Below are 17,131 nucleotides of genomic sequence, written 5' to 3' on the forward strand. Positions count from 1 at the left end.
GGGGAGCCTCAGCGGTCGCGGAAGAACTCCGTCAGCAGGGTCGCGCACGCGCGTTCCAGCACGCCCGCGATGACCTCGGGGCGGTGGTTGAGGCGCCGGTCGCGTACGACGTCCCAGAGCGAACCGGCCGCGCCCGCCTTCTCGTCGCGGGCCCCGTAGACCACCCGGTCCACCCGGGACTGGGTGATCGCGCCGGCGCACATCGTGCAGGGTTCCAGCGTCACCACCAGGGTGCACCCGGAGAGCCGCCAGCCGCCCAGCCGTTCGGCGGCGCGGCGGATCGCCAGGACCTCCGCGTGGCCGGTGGGGTCGCCCGTCAGTTCGCGTTCGTTGTGGCCGAAGGCGATGGGGGTGCCGCCGGGGTCCAGAACGACGGCGCCGACCGGTACGTCACCGGAGAGCGCCGCTTCACCGGCTTCCGCCAGGGCGAGGCGCATCGGCGCCTCCCACGGGCCGCGCACGGGATCCGGCGCGGGGGCGGGCACGGGGTCGGGGTTGGTCATGGAGTCGGTACCGGTATCGGATTCGGGTGCGGGGGTCGGGTACAAGGATCGCGCACGGGGCCGCCGGGCGCCGTACGGGGGGCGTGTACGGGCCCGGCGCCGATCTCCGTACGGGGTGATCCACCCGGCCCTGGCCGGGCCGGGTGCCGCAGATCGGTGGGGCGGCGGCGCTAGCGCACGGTCTCCAGGATCTCCGACGCGCCCAGCGCGTCCGCGATCTCCGGCAGGGCGTCCGATTCGAGGGCCAGCAGTTCCCGCCGCGACAGGCCGAGATCCGCGAGGATGTCCTGGTCCCCGATGGGGCCGGCCGGCGCGGTGTCACCGGCCGCTGGGGAGTCCGCGCCGTCGGCGGAGCTGTTGAGGTCGTCGGGATCGTCTGGCTCTCCGTCCTCCGTGCCGTCGAGATCGAGGGTGTCGAGGTCGTCGGCCGGGTCGTCATCGTCCCGGCCGAGCAGTTCATTGGTGAGGATTTCCCCGTATGAGGAGCGCGCGGCCGGCAGGGCGTCCGAGACGAAGACCCGGGGATCCTCCTCGCCCTCCACCCGGACGATGCCGAACCAGGCGTCCTCCTGTTCGATGAAGACGAGCACCGTGTCCTCGTCCACCGAGGCATCGCGTGCCAGGTCGGTCAGATCCGACAGGGTCTCCACATCGTCGAGCTCTGTGTCGCTCGCTTCCCACCCGTCTTGAGTGCGCGCGAGCAGTGCGGCGAAGTACACCGTGACTCTCCCACTGATCAGAGGTGTGACGACTGGCGGTGCGCGAACGCTGCCCCGCCCACTCGGAATCGTGGCAGAAACCTGCGCTTTGCGAGAGGTCTTCCGTCGTTGCGTCGGCCATCAGTTCTGAACCGATGCCTCCGTCCCGGGCGCGCCGCCCTGTCGACGGACGGTGACGACTACCAGCGGAAGGTCCGCATCCGCATCTGTTGGCGCATCCTCGCCGCCCGTGCCCGCCGGGGCTGCACACGGTCGCGGAGGGCCTTCGCCTCGTTCAGCTCACGGAGGAACAGAGCCCGCCGCCGGCGCCGCTCGGCGTCGCTCTCGGCGTCGCCGTCACCGGCGGACGGATCCCGCGCGCCATCCGGTCCGGGCTCTCCGGCCGGCCCGCCGGGGTGCCCGCCGGCGTATCCGTCACCGCTCCCGTATCCGCTCCGGTCCTGGTCCCGCCGGGCCCGCCCCGGTCCCGGAAGGGGTCTGATTCCGGCCCTTCCACGGCTTTCGGGGGGTTTTTCCGGGAGGGTCTCCGGCGGTTCCCGCCGGGCTTCCCCCGGGCGCTGATCCCCGGTGCTCCCCATGGCTCCCGCTCCGCTCGCCTCCTCCCCCGCGGCTCTTCCCGTTGCCTGCTCGGCCTGTGCCGGCTGTTCCGGATGCCTGGATTCCGGCATCGCTCACACCACCGCCCCACGACTCGACGTATGCCTCCACCTTCCCTCCGGGGCCACCCTTGATGCGAGCGGGCTACTGTTGAGGACATGCGGATCCACGTTGTCGACCACCCCCTGGTGGCGCACAAGCTCACTACGCTGCGCGACCGGCGCACCGACTCCCCGACCTTCCGGCGCCTCGCCGACGAGCTGGTCACCCTGCTCGCGTACGAGGCGACCAGGGATGTGCGCACCGAAGCGGCCGACATCCACACCCCGGTGACGGCGACCACGGGAGTGAAGCTCTCGCACCCGCGCCCGCTGGTGGTGCCGATTCTCCGGGCCGGGCTCGGGATGCTCGACGGCATGGTGCGGCTGCTGCCCACCGCCGAGGTCGGCTTCCTCGGGATGATCCGGAACGAGGAGACGCTGGAGGCGTCCACCTACGCGACCCGGATGCCGGAGGACCTCTCCGGACGTCAGGTCTATGTACTGGACCCGATGCTGGCGACCGGCGGGACCCTGGTCGCGGCGATCCGTGAGCTGATCACCCGCGGCGCGGACGATGTGACCGCCGTGGTGCTGCTGGCGGCGCCCGAGGGCGTCGCGGTGATGGAGCGCGAGCTGGCCGGCGCGCCGGTGACCGTGGTCACGGCGGCGGTGGACGAGCGGCTCAATGAGCAGGGATACATCGTGCCCGGCCTCGGGGACGCGGGAGACCGGATGTACGGCACGGCCGAGTGACCGGCCCGATCGCCGGAGGATGACGCCAGGGGCGCCGGAGAGTCTTCTCCGGCGCCCCTGGTCTGTTGTGCGGCGGGGCGCCGGTCAGCACGTGTCCGACGGCGCGGGGGCGGGCTTCGCGAGGAGCGCGAGGGCCCGGTCGGCCGCCGGCTTGGGGGACAGGGTCTTGAAGGCGGTGCCCAGGATCAGGTCGACATCGGCGGTCCTGCGGGCGTCCGCCCTGGCCGTCGCACCGTTCAGCTGGGTGCCCAGCACCCGCAGCGGTCCGGCCATCGCGCCGGACGAGCCCAGCAGGATGCCCGCGTTCGGCACCTTCTTGTCGTACGCCTCCGTCGCGTTGCCGACCTCGCCGATCGCGAAGCCGCGCTTCTTCAGCTCGTCCGCCGCGGCCTTGGCCAGCCCCTTGCGCGGGGTGGCGTTGTAGACGTTCACGGTGATCTGGGCGGGCCGGAGCGCCACCGGCGCGGCGGCCGGGCGCTTCGGGTCGGGTTTCCGGCACTCGGCCGCCTTGCGGGCCGCTGCCGCCGAAGCCTCGCCGTCGCCGGTGAAGACGTCGATGAGCTGCAGGGTTCCCCAGCCGGCCAGTCCTAGCGCGACCACGGCGGCGATGGCCGCCGATACGATCCTTCGGCGTTTGCGAGGGCGTCGCATCCGCGGGTACTTGTCCCCCGTGACGCGGTACTTTCCGCCCATGCCGGGGGGAGTCAGCATGCTCATGGCCGCAGCGTAGTGCGACCCGGTGGTCATGCCTACAAGATGATCAACCGTTTGCGGCCGTACGGTCCCCGAATGTGCCCGAAAGGGTCAGTCCGGGGGGCGCCGCGAGGTGGTGCTCAGCCCAGTTCGAGAACGCGGGCGTGCAGCACCTGGCGCTGCTGGAGTGCCGCGCGCACCGCCCGGTGCAGGCCGTCCTCCAGATAGAGATCGCCCTGCCACTTCACGACATGCGCGAAGAGGTCGCCGTAGAAGGTGGAGTCCTCGGCGAGGAGCGTTTCGAGGTCGAGCTGCCCCTTGGTGGTCACCAGCTGATCGAGGCGGACCGGGCGCGGCGCGACATCCGCCCACTGGCGGGTGCTTTCCCGGCCATGGTCGGGGTAAGGCCGTCCGTTTCCGATGCGCTTGAAGATCACACGGAAAGCCTACCGGGCAAGCGCCTCCGGGCGCAGCCATGGCGGCCGAGTGCGATCCTGGGCAAAATTCCGCAGAACGGATAAACAGGGGTTCCTCATGGCCGAGAGCACGGCGTCCGGCAGTGCGCCCGCGCGGGAAATCGCCTCCGGCTACGCCTTCACCGGACCGGCGCTCGATCTCGGCGCGCTGCTGTGGGACGGCCGGTGTCTGGCCGACGCGCCGATCCGGATCCCGCTGGCGATGCTCAACCGGCACGGTCTGGTCGCCGGCGCCACCGGCACCGGCAAGACCAAGACCCTCCAGCTGATCGCCGAACAGCTCTCGGCCCACGGGGTGCCGGTCTTCCTCGCCGACATCAAGGGGGATGTCTCCGGCATCTCGGCGCCGGGCGCTCCGGACGGGAAGGTGCGGGAGCGGGCCGGCCAGGTCGGGCAGGAGTGGGCGGGGAAGGGCTTCCCCTGCGAGTTCTACGGTCTCGGCGGGATCGGTCCGGGTGTCCCCGTCCGGGCGACGGTGACCGACTTCGGTCCGGTGCTGCTCTCCAAGGTGCTCCAGCTCAACCGGACGCAGGAGCAGTCGCTCGGGTTGATCTTCCACTACGCCGATGCCAAGGGGCTCGAACTGGTGGATCTGAAGGATCTGCGGGCGGTGGTCGCCTTTCTGGTGTCGGACGAGGGGAAGGCCGAGCTCAGGACGCTCGGCGGGCTGTCGTCCGCCACGGCCGGGGTGATCCTGCGGTCGGTCACCGCCTTCGAGCAGCAGGGCGCGGGGAGCTTCTTCGGGGAGCCGGAGTTCGACACGGGCGATCTGCTGCGGAATGCGCCGGACGGGCGGGGGCTGGTCTCGGTCCTGGAACTGGCCGCCGTGCAGGACAGGCCGCAGCTCTTCTCGACGTTTCTGATGTGGCTGCTGGCGGATCTCTTCCACGATCTGCCGGAGGTGGGGGACCTGGAGCAGCCGAAGCTGGTCTTCTTCCTGGACGAGGCCCATCTGCTGTTCACGGGGGCGAGCAAGGCGTTCCTGGAGGCCATCACCCGCACCGTGCGGCTGATCCGCTCCAAGGGGGTCGGCATCTTCCTGGTCACCCAGACCCCGAAGGACGTGCCGCCCGATGTGCTGGCACAGCTCGGCAACCGGGTGCAGCACGCGCTGCGGGCCTTCACCCCGGACGACGCCAAGGCGCTGAAGGCGACGGTGCGGACCTTCCCCGACTCGGCGTACGACCTGGAGGAGGTGCTGACCGGGCTGGGCACGGGCGAGGCGGTCGTCACCGTACTGAGCGAGACGGGCGCCCCGACCCCGGTGGCCGCGACCCGGCTGCGGGCGCCGGAGTCCCTGATGGGGCCGGTGGACGCGGCGGTGCTGGACGCGGCGGTGAAGTCCTCGCCGCTGTACGGGCGGTACGCGCCGGCGGTGGACCGGGAGTCCGCGTACGAGCGGCTGACGGCCCGTGAGGCGGCCCGTGAGGCGGCGCCCGGGACGGCCGCCGGGAAGACCGCCGGGGAGAGTGCGCCCCCGGGGGCGGAGCCGGAGCGGCGGGCGCCGGACTCGCTGGTGGAACAGGTGGTGGGGAGCACGGTGTTCCGTTCCCTGGCCCGGTCGGTGGGGACCCGGATCGGGCGGGAGATCACCCGCTCCCTCTTCGGCACCGCGCGCCGCCGGCGGTAGCGGTACGGCGGCCCGTATCCGTACGGGGGCTGCCGGCGCGCACACGACGGCGGGGCGCCCGGACCCGTGATGGGCCCGGACGCCCCGCCTCCGAGGTGGAGGGACCTACTCGGTCGCTTCCTCGTGGTCGTGACCCTCGTGCAGTCCGCCGCCGCTGCCGGTGCCCGGCGTGGTCGGAACGAAGACCACCGGCTTGGTCAGGGAGCTGATGTCGTGGGCGTAGGTGCCCGCGGCGTTGGCGATGATGCCGATGTTCACACCGAACGCCTTGAGGCTGATGTTGTTGATGTCATCGCCCGCGGCGTGGTAGTTCGGGTCGTACGCGACGCCCGCCGTACCGCCGAACTTCGCGGCCTGCTCGGCCGACTTGACGCCCTCGGCGCCGGTGAAGGTGCCGCCGGAGGGGATGCCGACCTCGATGAACGGGCCGTAGTCCGAGCGGCCGGAGAAGTCCGTGCCCTCGTGCGGGGTGCCCCGCTTGTCGAGGAACTCATTGATGTCGCGCTCCAGCTGCGCCGAGCCCTCGGGGCCCGGGCCCGCGCCGACACCGTCGGAGTTGTCGCCGTCGTAGACGAAGAGTCCGTAGTTCGGCGAGGCGATCATGTCGAAGTTCAGGTAGAGCTTGATCTCCTGCTTGCCGAGCTCGCTGAGGCCGGCGACATACGCCTCCGAGCCGAGCAGGCCGTTCTCCTCGGCGCCCCACCAGGCGAACCGCACCTTGTTGGCCGGGCGGCTCTCCGCCTTGTTGAGCTCGCGGGCGACCTCGAGCAGACCGGCGGAGCCGGAGGCGTTGTCATTGATGCCGGGGCCCGCCTGGACCGAGTCCAGGTGCGAGCCGAGGACCACGGTGTTGGCCGCGTTGCCCTTCTTGGTCTCCGCGATCACATTGTGGGTGACGCGGTTCTCCCGGAGCTGGCGCACCTCGAAGGAGACCTTGACCGGGCCCTGGGCGAGCGCGGCGGTCAGGCTCTCGCCCTCCGCCAGGGTGATGCCGCCGGTCGGGATCCGGGCCGCGTCGGCACCGCCGAGGGTGCCGCCGAGCGGACCCGCGACGTTGTTGTAGATGATCGCGCTGACCGCGCCGGCCTCGGAGGCCACCTGCTGCTTCTGCGCGAAGGTGCAGCCACCGCGCTTGATCAGGGCTATCTTCCCGGTGAAGGTGCCGGAGGCGTAGTCGCCGGCCTCGCAGCCGGTGGTGGCGTCCACCGGCACGGCGGCCAGGTCGGCCCTGATGCCGCCGACCGGGCTGGACGAGGTGTACGTCAGCGCGCTGATCGCGATGTCGCGCGGCGCCGGGCTGACGACCGACAGCTTCTCGGCCTGGTTCTCGGTGTAGAGGAAGGTGAACGCCTGGTACTGGGGCTTGTAGCCGTACTTCTTCAGCTGCTTGTAGACGTACTCGGCGGAAGCGTCGTAACCGGGTGTTCCGGCGGCGCGGTTGCCGCCCTCCTCATCGGCTATCTCCTGGAATTCCTCCAAGTGCTTGAACGCGTCCTTGGCGGATGACCTGGAGACCAGCTTCTTCGCCAGCTTCGCCGCGTCCTTGGCGGCCTGCGCCCCGGGGTCGTGGCGCGTCGCGGCGGAGGGGGAGGCGGAGGCCAGCAGGAGCGGGGTGGCGAGTGCGGCGGCGGCCAGTGAGGCCACAGCTCTGCGACGGGATGCCTTCACAGAGTTCCTTCCCGGTGTGGACAAGATGAAGGGAAGTTAGCGAGGTCACCACCATCATGGGAACGCTTGTGCCCCAACTCACCTCGCATTTCACGTTTTTGTTGCGAGGGAGCCGGAGGTTCCTCTTCAATCCGTCGTAGATCAGCCATTTTTGCCTGCTTTTGCGGCACGTTTCATTTCCTGCTTGTGCGCGCGCACTTTGGCAAGGGACTCAGGGCCGGTGATATCCGCCGCTGAGCGGAATGAGCCCTTTTCTCCGTATGCCCCGGCGGCTTCTCGCCAGCCCTTGGGCTGGACGCCGTACTGCTTGCCCAGCAGCGCCAGAAAGATCCCGGCCTTCTGTTCGCCGAACCCGGGGAGCGCTTTCAGCCGCGTCAGGAGTTCCGCGCCGCTGCCGGCGTCGCTCCAGACCGCGCTCGCGTCGCCGCCGTACTCGTCCACGAGGTACCGGCAGAGCACCTGGACCCGCTTGGCCATGTTCCCGGGGTACCGGTGGACGGCCGGTTTCTCCTTGAGGAGCTCGGCGAAGGCGTCGGGGTCGTACGAGGCGATCTCGCCCGCGTCGAGGTCGTCCCGGCCCATGCGGCGGGCGATGGTGTACGGGCCGGAGAAGGCCCACTCCATGGGGACCTGCTGGTCGAGCAGCATGCCGACGAGCGCGGCGAGCGGGGAGCGGCCGAGGAGCTCATCGGCTTCGGGCTGCTGGGCGAGATGGATCGTCGGGCTCATGATCCGATGATCACCCGGGGGCGGGAGGGCCGCCAGTGAGCGGAGCCCTCATGGGCCCTCATGGGTCCTGCGTGGGCCCGGGGCGGGGTGGGGCCCGGGGGTATGGGCCGGCACGGGGATGGGCTGGGCCCCCTCCGCCGGGTGGCGGAGGGGGCCCATGTCACCGGGACGGGCTCGCCGCGGGGGCGCCTAGCCGTGCATTTCGGTGGTGCCCAGGATGGTGGCGTGCTCCAGGACGTCCTCCGCCGGATCGTCGAACTCGGGGTCGCCGATCGAGATCACCGAGACCTCGGGCGAGTTGTTCAGCGTCAGCAGGGAGTCGGCGGATGCCGTGGCCGCCGGGAGCACCGAACTGAGAACCGCCGCGCCAAGTGCGGTAAGAGCTAATTTGGCCTTCATGTCCATTTCGTCCATCTGTTCGGTCGGAATGCGTCGACCGGTGTATCCACCGGACCGGCGGTGAGGACACGGTTCCGCGTTCCGATCACGGCGGATTCACCCGTACGGGCCAATGAGGGGCACGGGAGGGTCAGACGGGCGGGAGGGTGCCGGGCGCCGGGGTCCAGCGCACCATCGTGGTCTCGCAGCTGTTGTCCGCGAAGAGCTTCAGCGCCTCCAGCTCCTCCTTGTCCGTGGACAGGCCCCAGCGCAGCTTGGTCGCCACCCAGTCGCCGATGTACCGGCAGAGCGCGCTGGTGGACGGCGGCAGCCAGCCGGTGATGTCCTGCTCGCCCTTCTCCCGCTTGGTCCGGGCGGTCACCGCGGTGAGGGTGGCGGTCGCCGCCTGGTCATTGGCGTACGCCTCGCGCCGCTCCGCCGTCCAGGCGGAGGCGCCCGATCCCCATGCCTCGGCGAGCGGGACCACATGGTCCACCTCGATGCTGCTCTGCTTGGTGACCGTCTGCTCGTCGTAGTAGGAGAACCACTTGCCGCCGGTGAGCTTGCAGGCCGCGGAGACGTCCGGCTCCTCGACCGCCTCGGCGATCAGCACCTCCGCACGGGTGGAACACGCGTCCGTGGTGTCCCGCCCCTTGTTCCAGTGCGGGAAGGACGTGCTCTGGTAGCCGGCCCGGTCCTCGTCGGCGGTGAGGATCACCGAGATGGCGTCCTCCAACTGGGCGATCTGCCCCTTCGCCACCAGGGGCGCGGGGGTCGCGGTACCGGCGGGTGCCGCGGCGGGGCCGCCGGCGAGGACGAGGGCGAGCGCCGCCGCCGTGCCCCCGATGGGCGTACGCGAGGTCATGGGTGAGGTCATGCTCAGGTTGATAGCGGTGACCGGGGAGGATATCGCCGCCTATGGCCCCTCCTTCATCCATATGAGCGCATCCGCGCACCCGGGGTGGACGGATCCCCGACGGGAGGAGGACCGCCCCGAGGGTGGCGGGGCGGTCCTCCGGTATCGGGATGGCGCGGAGATCGTCTACGGCAGCCCGGTGTGGAGCGCGTTCATCAGGGTGCCGCCCGGGGTGTCACCGGACATCTCCCAGACCATCGCGCCGAGCAGTCCCTTCGACCGGATCCATTCCGTCTTCTTCCCGATCGACCAGGTGTCGTCGAAGCTCCACCACTGCCCGCCCGGACCCGTGTAGCCATAGGTCGAGCCGGATTGCTCGTCGTGGTGGATCGTCATGTTCGGCAGACTAGTGATCAGATTCTGATAGCCGCGCAGGCCGGCCTCCTCGGCGAACTGCCCGGGTGCCGATCCGTTCGCCGTCTGCCACTCGCCATTGACGCCGCCGCTCGCCACGTCCTTCCAGCCCCGGCCGTAGAACGGGAATCCGACCGTGAGTTTGCGCGGACTGACCCCCGCGTCGAGATAGGTCTTCACCGCGTTCTCGATGCTGAAGTCGAAGGGGTACGGGTCCTGTGCGTCCCGGCGGAGATTGGCCTGGTGGCCGGTGCGCCCGGGTTCCCAGGAGTTGTCGCTGCCCGCGCCGTGGAAGTCGTACCCCTGGACATTGGCGTAGTCGAGATAGTCGAAGATCTTCGAGATGTCCCAGCCCGCCGTGATCTTCGCCGGGTCGGCCGGGGTGAAGGCGGTCAGCAGCCGGTGCTCACCGCCGAGCGCGTCGAGCTGCTGCCGGAACTCGGCCAGCAGAGCGGTCAGATTGTCCTTGTCCGCGGCCTTCCAGTGGTTACCGGGGTGGCCCTCGGCGCCCGGCCACTCCCAGTCGATGTCGATGCCGTCGAACACCCCGGCACCGGTGCCCGGGCCGCCCGCGCCGTTGTACACGGGCAGATTTCCCTTGATGTAGATGTCGATGCAGGAGCGTACGAACTTCTCCCGGGAGGCCGGTGTGGCCGCCGCGTCCGAGAAGAACTTGGAGAAGGTCCAGCCGCCGAGCGAGACCACGAATTTGAGGTGCGGATACTTCGCCTTCAGTTTCTTGATCTGGTTGAAGTTGCCGCGGAGTTTGCCCCAGCCGTCGTCCGCGACACCGTCCACCGACTGCGCGGCCGAGATGGGCCGGGCGTAATCCGCGTCGGCGTCACCGGCACCCGTGCCCTCGTCCGGGTCCTGTGGATTACCGGAGATTCCCTTGGTCACCCCGGCCTGACAGGTCAGATTGACCGGATCGATGTTCTCGAAGGCGTAGTTGACGACATCCAGTTTCGCCGCGGAACCCGAGGTGTCGAGATTCTTCACGAAATACTGGCGGCCGTAGAGCCCCCATTGGATGAAATAGCCGACCTTGTAGTAATTCCCGGGTCCCGCCACATCGTCCGTGGTCACGGGGAGCGCGTTCGACGCGGCCGACGCGTTGTCGGCGGTGTCCCGCGCCTTGACGGTGAAGGTGTACGCGGTCGCCGGGGAGAGGCCCGACACGGTCGTGGCCAGGCCCGGGACGGTCTTCACCAGGGTGGTGCCCCGGTAGACGTCATAGGCGGCCACCGCGACATTGTCGGTCGCGGCGTTCCAGGCCAGGCTCACCGTGGAGGCGGTCTTCGCGGTGGAGCGCAGATTCCCCGGTGCGCTCGGCGGCACGGGATCGGTCGCCGGATCCACCGTCCGCGCGGGGAGCGCCGGGCTCGCCGGGCCCGTGTTGCCCCGGAGGTCCTTCGCCCGGACGGTGAAGGTGTACGCGGTCGCCGGGGTCAGTCCGGTGACCGTGGCGCTGGTGGTGGTGGAGTTCGCCACGATGGTGGTGCCGCTGAGCACGTCGTACGAGGCGACCGCGTAGTCGCCCGGTGCCGCCGCGCCCCACTCCAGGGCGACCGTGCGCGCGGTGACCGTGGTGGCGCGCGGGGTGCCGGGCGGGCCCGGCGGATTGTCCGGGGTGCCGTCGCACTTGTCGCCGTTGACGGTGCAGCGCGCCGGTGAGGTGAGCGCGCCATTGGTCAGGAACCAGTAGCTGTAGGCGCCGGTGGTGCCGTTCGCCGGCACGGTGGCGTTGTAGTAGGCGTTCTTGACCGTCAGCCGGTTGCCGCTGACCGTCGCGTCACCGTGGTAATGCCCATTGGCCGTTACTCCGGCGGGCAGGTCGAACTCCAGCGTCCAGCCGTTGACGGGCGCGGTGCCGCTGTTGCGGATGACATAGGTGTTCTTCCACCAGGAGCCGTAGTTCTCGCTGGTGAAGGTGGCGGTGAGGGTGCCGGCCGCCTGTGCGGGGGAGGCGAGGCCGGTGAGACCGGCCAGCGGCAGCAGGAGGACGGCGAGAACCGCGATCAGGCGGTTTCCGGTCCGGTTCCGGAACCGGAGCCGCCGGAAGGGGCCGCTGGTTCTCTCCGGCCGCGGTCGCGGTCCGGTGACGCGTCGTCGGTTGAACATGGCGCTCCCTGAGGGGGTAGGGGCGGGTGGCCGTGCTCGATTCCTGGACGTGGGGTGGGGGGTGTGGGGGTGCGGCTCGGCAGGGGGGTTGACCTGCACCTCTTAGCTCTACTTGGTCTGGACCAATCCGTCCAGACCGGGCGGCGGGTCGGAATGCCGTCACTGTCGGCATTCCGCCGCCCTTCCGTCCGCGGGGGAAGCGGCCGGGAGACCGGCGGGGGCGGGCGGAGGGGTGGCGGCTGCGGAACCGGTGGCGGCTGCGGAACCGGTGGGGGTGCCGCCGCCGTCCATGCTCCGTGGCAGGTGTGACACAAGTGACGTGCGATACGGGGGCTTTGATGAGCGGAACCGATGGCGGAACCGGTGGACCGGCCGGCCCGGAGGTGAACCCCTGGCAGTCCGCGCGGCGCACCCTGCTGGTGGTGCTGCTCGGCTGGGCCGCCGCCGCGGTCGTCGCGGGCGTCTCCTACCTCGCGGTGGGCACGATCGCGGTCCCGATCGCGGTCGGGGTCCCGCTCTGCGTGGTCTTCATGGTGGCCCTGCGCCTCCTCCACCGCGCCTGGTGGATCAGCCTTCTCTCCATCGGTCCGGCCGGGCTGGTGCTCCTGGGCGCCGTCGGTTACGCGCCCGCCGCCGCGCTGGAACTCCGCGGCGTCCGCGAGAGTGTGGTGATCGTCGCCGACAGCGCGGCCGGTACGTCGAGTTCGACCCACCGCTTCACGCTGCGCGGCGCGGACGGGGAGCTGACGGAGCGCCTGGTGTACCGGGGGAGCACGCCCGGCTACCGGGTGGGGGACCGGATCGAGGTGATCCGTGATCCGGAGGGAACCGTACCGATGGACGAAGCGGAGGACGTCGACGCGCAGGGGCGGCTCGACTGGCTGCGGAACGGTGTCATCGTCTGGACCGGTATGGCGCTTCTGGCCGGCCGGCGCGGGCATGTGCGCCGGAAGCGGGGGCGGGGACAGGACGGGTCGCTGCTGGACGGGCTGGCCCACTTCTGAGAGCCGCCCGGCCGCCCGAGCCTCGGCTCCCTCGGCTCCTCGGCCCCTCAGCCCTGTGATCCGCCGCCGGGCCGCGCGTCGATCCGGTGGGCCAGCCCGTCGAGAAAGATGGCGAGCTTGTCGGTGAACCAGCCGCGCCCGTGCCAGGTGTCGTCGGCGGTGAACACCTCCAGGAACGGGGTGTCGACCGACCAGCTGCTGCGGTATTCCTCCCGTACGGTCCGGCCCTCCCCGGCCGCCGTCTCCCCGTCGAGATGGCGCATGGCGATCCAGGAGGTGAGGGTCAGTTCGGCGACGAAGTCCACCGACACCACCGCGTCACGGTCGCCGAGCCCGGCCGCCACCAGCGAGCGGCCGTAGCGGACCAGGCGCTCGATGATGGCCGGCGGGGTGCCCGGGGTGGTGAGGATGGCCTGGGCGAGGCCCGGATGGGCGTCGCAGAGCTCCCAGAGCCGGTCGGCGAGGCTCCCCAGCAGTTCCCGCCAGGGCAGCTCGTCGGACGGCCACGCGACCCCGTCCACGGCCACCCCGATCGCGGTGCGGAGCAGATCGTCGCGGTCCCGCACATAGCGGTAGAGCGTGGAGTGGCTGACGCCGAGCCTGGCCGCGACGCCGGGCATGCTGAACGTGCCCAGCCCCTCGGCGAGCGCGGCCTCGGCGACGGCCCGGGTGGTGAGCGACCGCGACGGGCCGGGCCGCCGGCCCGGCCGGACCCCGCGGGGGGCCCGGCCCGTGCCGTCGGTCATGAGCCGGCCGCGGTGATCCGCCACCCGGCCGCCCGGCTCCGCTCGTGCCAGAACCGTGCGTAATGCCCGTCGAGGGCGAGGAGTTCGCCATGGGTGCCGCGCTCCGCCACCCGTCCTTCGTGGAGCACCACGATCTGGTCCGCTGTTGTCACGGTGCTCAGCCTATGGGCGATGACCAGCAGGGTGCTGTTTCTGCGCAGCTCCTCCATGGAGCGCTGCACCGCCGCCTCGTTCTCCGGGTCGAGCGCGGCGGTGGCCTCGTCGAGCAGCACCACGGGCGCGTTCTTGAGCAGGGCGCGGGCGACCGACACCCGCTGGCGCTCCCCGCCCGAGAGCGCGCTGCCGCCCTCGCCGACCCGGGCCTCCCAGCCGTCCGGGAGCCGGGCGACGATCTCGTCCACCCCGGCGAGCGCCGCCGCGCGGCGCACCTCGTCGTCGCCGGCGTCCGGACGGCCGATCCGGATGTTGCCGATCAGCGTGTCGTCGAAGAGATACACATCCTGGAAGACCAGGGCCAGCTGCGCCATCAGATCCTCGGTGCGCTGCTCCCGGACATCCACCCCGCCGACCCGCACGGTGCCCTCGCGGACATCCGCGAAGCGGGCGATCAGCCGGGTCAGCGTGGTCTTGCCGGATCCGGAGGCCCCGACCAGGGCGGTCATGGTGCGCGGCGGCACGGTGAAGCCGACTCCGTCGAGCACGGCCGGGCCGTCCCCGTATCCGAACCGCACCCCCGTCAGCCCGATCTCGCCGGGAGCGGTCACCGGGGAGGAGCGCTCGGGGGCGGGCAGTGACCGCTCGTCCAGCACCGCGCGTACCCGGCGCAGATCGTTGCGGGCCATCCGCAGCACCCCGGCGAGTTCGCCCACCTCGGTCAGCGGCCCGGTGAAGCGGGCCACCAGGGCGAGCAGCGCCACGAGTTCGGCCGGGTCGACGCTGTCCCGCAGCGCGAGCAGGGCGCCCACCCCGATCAGCGCGGAGAAGCAGAGCTGTACGGCGAAACCGCTCAGCAGCATGCCGGGCATCGAGAGCAGCACCTGCCGGCGGGCGGCGGTCCGCTGCTCCTCCAGGGCCTCCTCCAGCGGCCGGTAGTTGCCGGTGGTGCGGCCGAAGGCGCGCAGCACGGCCTGATTGCGGGCGAATTCCAGGACCCGGTTGGCGGCCTCCACCCCGGCCCGGTCGTTCTCCTCGTCGGCCCGCCCGAGCAGCCGTATCGACAGCCGCGCGGCCAGCAGGATCAGCGGCGAGCAGACCAGTACGGCGATCCCGAGCCGCCACTCGTGCCAGAACATCACCACGACCACGGTGGCCGGGGCGAGTACGCCGGTGACCAGCGGCTGGAGCAGATGGGCGCAGCTGCCCGCGATCGACAGCACCGACTTGGTGCCGATCCGGCTCAGCCGTCCCACCGCGGTGCTGTCGAACCAGCCCAGCGGCAGCGTCACCGCGTGGTCGCCCAGCCGGTGGTGGAGCGTGGTGAGGATGACCAGGGCGAGCCGGAAGCCCAGCATGGCCTGGGCGTAGTGGGTGACGAGCGAGAGCGCCACCGCCCCCGCCATCCAGGGGAGCCACCCGGCGGCGCCGTCCGTGTCGCCCGCCAGCAGCCGGCCCGCCACGGGTACGAGGAAGGCGACCGCCGCGCCCTGCGCGACACCGTTGAGGGTGAGGGTGCCCAGATAGCGGCCGAGGTCCCGGCGGTGGTCCGGGCCGAGGGCGGCCGCGAGGTCGCGGATCATGCGCCGGTCCTTTCATGGGTCGCCCACAGCCGGGCGTAACGGCCGCCGGCGGCCAGCAGTTCCCCGTGCGTCCCGCTCTCCACCAGCCGCCCCTGATCGAGTACGGCGATGTTGTCGGCGCTCACGACGGTGGAGAGCCGGTGGGCGATCACCAGTACGGTCCGGCCCGCGATCAGCGGCGCGATGGCGTCCTGGATCTCGGCCTCCGAGCCGGGGTCGGCGAAGGCGGTGGCCTCGTCGAGGACGAGTACGGGAGTGTCCGCCAGGAGCGCGCGGGCGATGGAGATCCGCTGCGCCTCGCCGCCGGAGAGGGCGAGCCCCTCGCCTACCACCGTGTCGTAGCCGTCCGGCAGCGCCAGGATCCGCTCATGGATCCGGGCCGCCGCGGCCGCCGCCCGGACCTCGTCGTCACCGGCCTCGGGCCTGCCGAGCCGGATGTTGTCGCGGAGCGTGCCGCGGATCAGCTGGACGTCCTGGAGTACGAAGCCGACCTTCCGGTAGAGCTCGGCGGTGCTCAGTTCGCGTACGTCCACCCCGCCCACGGTGACCCGGCCGCCGGTGACGTCGTGGAAGCGGGTGACGAGGGAGGCGAGGGTGGATTTCCCGGCGCCGGACGGGCCGACCAGCGCGGTCAGGGTGCCGGGGGCCAGCCGCAGGCTCACCCCGTCCAGGATCGGCCGTTCGCCGTCATAGCTGAAGGAGACGGTCTCCAGAGCGACCTCATGGCCCTCGGGCACGCGCGGGTGCGCGGCTTCGGGCAGTACGGGGACGCCGAGCACGGCGTCGATCCGCAGCGCCGCGGCCGTGGCCTCCCGCCGGGCCTGCGCGCCGAAGCCGAGGGTGACGAGGAAGGCGGGGAGGACCATCGCCACCAGCGAGGCGGTCAGCACATCGACCGGCGCCACCCAGCCGCGCGAGACGAACCAGACGCCGCCGCCGAGATTGACCAGCAGCACCACCGGCGGCGAGATCGCCATCGATGCCAGCGCCTCCAGCTTGAGCATCGGCCGCACCCAGTCGCCGTAGCTCCGGCCGAAGCCGGTCGCCGCCTCGCGGTAGCTCGCGTGGGCCCGGCCGGTGCGGCCGAAGGTCTTGACCACCGCGATGCCCTGGACGAACTCCACGATGCTGCGGTTGACCGCCGCGACACCGGCGTCCATCGCGGCCATCTGCGGGCCGAAGTCCCGCATCATCCAGCCGTACGCGCCCGCGTAGAGCGGGATCGTGGCGACGGCCAGCAGGGCGAGCCGCCAGTCCAGCCAGAGCAGATAGCCGAAGCCGGCGACCGGGACGGTGGCCGCGCCGACCGTCTCGACCGCGCTGTGCGCCACCAGGTGGTGCAGATCGTGGACGTCGTTCTGGGCCGCCTTGCGCACCGAGGCGGAGGAGTTGGTGTCGAACCAGCCCAGCGGGGCCCTGCCCAGCCGGGCCACGATCCGGCGCCGCAGTGACGCCTGGAGTCCGGCATCGGCGAAGTGGGTGACGGCCAGGGCCGCCGCGCCGAAGAGGCCGCGCGCGGTCAGCCCGAGCAGGGCGATCATCACGGCCCGGCGCACCGCGTCCTCGTCCGCGGGGCCGGCCGCGAGCAGGGTGCGGGCGAGTTCGGCGATGGCGATGAAGGGGACGACCGCGGCGGCGGCGCCGATGGCCTGGAGCGCCATGCCGACGCGGATGGGGACGCGGACGGGGGCGAGCAGTCCCCTCAGGACGGTACGGGCCCGTGCCGCGTCGTCCGCCGGCGTGCCTCCCGCGGCCGGAGCGGGCGGGTCGCCGGTCTCCTGTCGGGGTGCCGCCGGGGTTTCGGTCAGGGCCATGCCGCCTCCTTCGCAGACAGGCTGTCTGGATTGAGTTAGGGTAGCCTAAGTAAAGGGGTGGGTAAAGGCTCGGACGGGGCGGACGCTCCTGTGCGGAGGGGGAGTTCGGCCGGGCGCGGCGGTGGGGGCGGCCCGGGGTGAGCGGATCCCCCGCGCCGCTTCGCCGTCCGGGTGGGCCGCGTCCGCCGGCCGGTCGCGCGGCGCACCGGAGCCCCTTCCGTACCCCCGGTCCCGCTGTGCGCCTCCGGTCCAC

The 17,131-nt window shown here is 71.5% G+C and carries 16 protein-coding genes; 3 read left to right on the forward strand and 13 right to left on the reverse strand.

Annotated features, from left to right (window positions below; genetic code table 11):
* Positions 1 to 8 precede the first annotated feature (8 nt).
* From tadA to AAFN69_RS03435, 3 genes are all read right to left on the reverse strand, one after another.
* Positions 9 to 503 carry a tRNA adenosine(34) deaminase TadA gene (gene tadA / locus AAFN69_RS03425; protein WP_347726697.1) on the reverse strand — a complete coding sequence of 165 codons (495 nt, stop codon included), beginning with the start codon at positions 501 to 503 and terminating at the stop codon, positions 9 to 11.
* Between the two features lie 170 nt (positions 504 to 673).
* Complete coding sequence (locus AAFN69_RS03430; RefSeq protein WP_347726698.1) at positions 674 to 1,222, reverse strand: hypothetical protein; 549 nt, start codon at positions 1,220 to 1,222, stop codon at positions 674 to 676.
* A gap of 179 nt (positions 1,223 to 1,401) precedes the next feature.
* Positions 1,402 to 1,704, reverse strand: coding sequence for a hypothetical protein (locus AAFN69_RS03435; RefSeq protein ID WP_347726791.1), 303 nt, complete (start codon positions 1,702 to 1,704; stop codon positions 1,402 to 1,404).
* Between the two features lie 273 nt (positions 1,705 to 1,977).
* Between AAFN69_RS03435 and upp the strand changes: the two genes are divergently transcribed.
* Complete coding sequence (gene upp / locus AAFN69_RS03440; RefSeq protein ID WP_347726699.1) at positions 1,978 to 2,613, forward strand: uracil phosphoribosyltransferase; 636 nt, start codon at positions 1,978 to 1,980, stop codon at positions 2,611 to 2,613.
* An 84-nt stretch (positions 2,614 to 2,697) separates the two neighbouring features.
* Here upp and AAFN69_RS03445 read toward each other — a convergent pair whose 3' ends face one another.
* Together AAFN69_RS03445 and AAFN69_RS03450 are read right to left on the reverse strand one after the other, a co-directional pair.
* Positions 2,698 to 3,330 carry a LytR C-terminal domain-containing protein gene (locus AAFN69_RS03445; protein WP_347726700.1) on the reverse strand — a complete coding sequence of 211 codons (633 nt, stop codon included), beginning with the start codon at positions 3,328 to 3,330 and terminating at the stop codon, positions 2,698 to 2,700.
* A gap of 116 nt (positions 3,331 to 3,446) precedes the next feature.
* Entirely contained in the window at positions 3,447 to 3,743 is a 297-nt protein-coding gene (locus AAFN69_RS03450) for a type II toxin-antitoxin system VapB family antitoxin (RefSeq protein WP_003955420.1), read from the reverse strand.
* A gap of 97 nt (positions 3,744 to 3,840) precedes the next feature.
* Here AAFN69_RS03450 and AAFN69_RS03455 point away from each other — a divergent pair, with 97 nt between their 5' ends.
* A complete protein-coding gene (locus AAFN69_RS03455; RefSeq protein WP_347726701.1) occupies positions 3,841 to 5,412 on the forward strand; it encodes a helicase HerA-like domain-containing protein in 1,572 nt (523 codons plus the stop codon).
* A gap of 105 nt (positions 5,413 to 5,517) precedes the next feature.
* Here the strand turns inward: AAFN69_RS03455 and AAFN69_RS03460 are convergent, their stop codons facing one another.
* From AAFN69_RS03460 to AAFN69_RS03480, 5 genes are all read right to left on the reverse strand, one after another.
* Entirely contained in the window at positions 5,518 to 7,056 is a 1,539-nt protein-coding gene (locus AAFN69_RS03460; RefSeq protein WP_347726792.1) for a M28 family metallopeptidase, read from the reverse strand.
* A 165-nt stretch (positions 7,057 to 7,221) separates the two neighbouring features.
* Positions 7,222 to 7,809, reverse strand: a complete 588-nt coding sequence (locus AAFN69_RS03465; protein WP_347726702.1) for an HhH-GPD-type base excision DNA repair protein — start codon at positions 7,807 to 7,809, stop codon at positions 7,222 to 7,224.
* Positions 7,810 to 7,998: 189 nt separating this feature from the next.
* Positions 7,999 to 8,208 carry a hypothetical protein gene (locus tag AAFN69_RS03470; RefSeq protein WP_347726703.1) on the reverse strand — a complete coding sequence of 70 codons (210 nt, stop codon included), beginning with the start codon at positions 8,206 to 8,208 and terminating at the stop codon, positions 7,999 to 8,001.
* 130 nt (positions 8,209 to 8,338) lie between these two features.
* Complete coding sequence (locus AAFN69_RS03475) at positions 8,339 to 9,064, reverse strand: DUF1524 domain-containing protein (RefSeq protein WP_347726704.1); 726 nt, start codon at positions 9,062 to 9,064, stop codon at positions 8,339 to 8,341.
* A gap of 165 nt (positions 9,065 to 9,229) precedes the next feature.
* Entirely contained in the window at positions 9,230 to 11,578 is a 2,349-nt protein-coding gene (locus tag AAFN69_RS03480) for a glycosyl hydrolase family 18 protein (protein ID WP_347726705.1), read from the reverse strand.
* A 338-nt stretch (positions 11,579 to 11,916) separates the two neighbouring features.
* Here AAFN69_RS03480 and AAFN69_RS03485 point away from each other — a divergent pair, with 338 nt between their 5' ends.
* Positions 11,917 to 12,582, forward strand: coding sequence for a hypothetical protein (locus AAFN69_RS03485; protein WP_347726706.1), 666 nt, complete (start codon positions 11,917 to 11,919; stop codon positions 12,580 to 12,582).
* Between the two features lie 47 nt (positions 12,583 to 12,629).
* Here the strand turns inward: AAFN69_RS03485 and AAFN69_RS03490 are convergent, their stop codons facing one another.
* The 3 genes from AAFN69_RS03490 to AAFN69_RS03500 are packed head-to-tail and all read right to left on the reverse strand — an operon-like array spanning position 12,630 to position 16,878.
* Positions 12,630 to 13,328 carry a TetR/AcrR family transcriptional regulator gene (locus tag AAFN69_RS03490; protein WP_347726707.1) on the reverse strand — a complete coding sequence of 233 codons (699 nt, stop codon included), beginning with the start codon at positions 13,326 to 13,328 and terminating at the stop codon, positions 12,630 to 12,632.
* Positions 13,325 to 15,064 (reverse strand): ABC transporter ATP-binding protein, encoded by a 1,740-nt coding sequence (locus AAFN69_RS03495; protein WP_347726708.1) that lies wholly within the window; start codon positions 15,062 to 15,064, stop codon positions 13,325 to 13,327. The genes AAFN69_RS03490 and AAFN69_RS03495 overlap by 4 nt, the downstream gene beginning before the upstream one ends.
* On the reverse strand, positions 15,061 to 16,878 hold the full coding sequence (locus tag AAFN69_RS03500) for an ABC transporter ATP-binding protein (RefSeq protein ID WP_347726709.1): 1,818 nt from the start codon (positions 16,876 to 16,878) through the stop codon (positions 15,061 to 15,063). Before AAFN69_RS03500 ends, AAFN69_RS03495 begins: the two co-directional genes overlap by 4 nt.
* Between the last annotated feature and the right edge of the window lie 253 nt (positions 16,879 to 17,131).

Source organism: Streptomyces sp. CAU 1734, assembly GCF_039888735.1.
Taxonomy (GTDB): Bacteria; Actinomycetota; Actinomycetes; order Streptomycetales; family Streptomycetaceae; genus Streptomyces.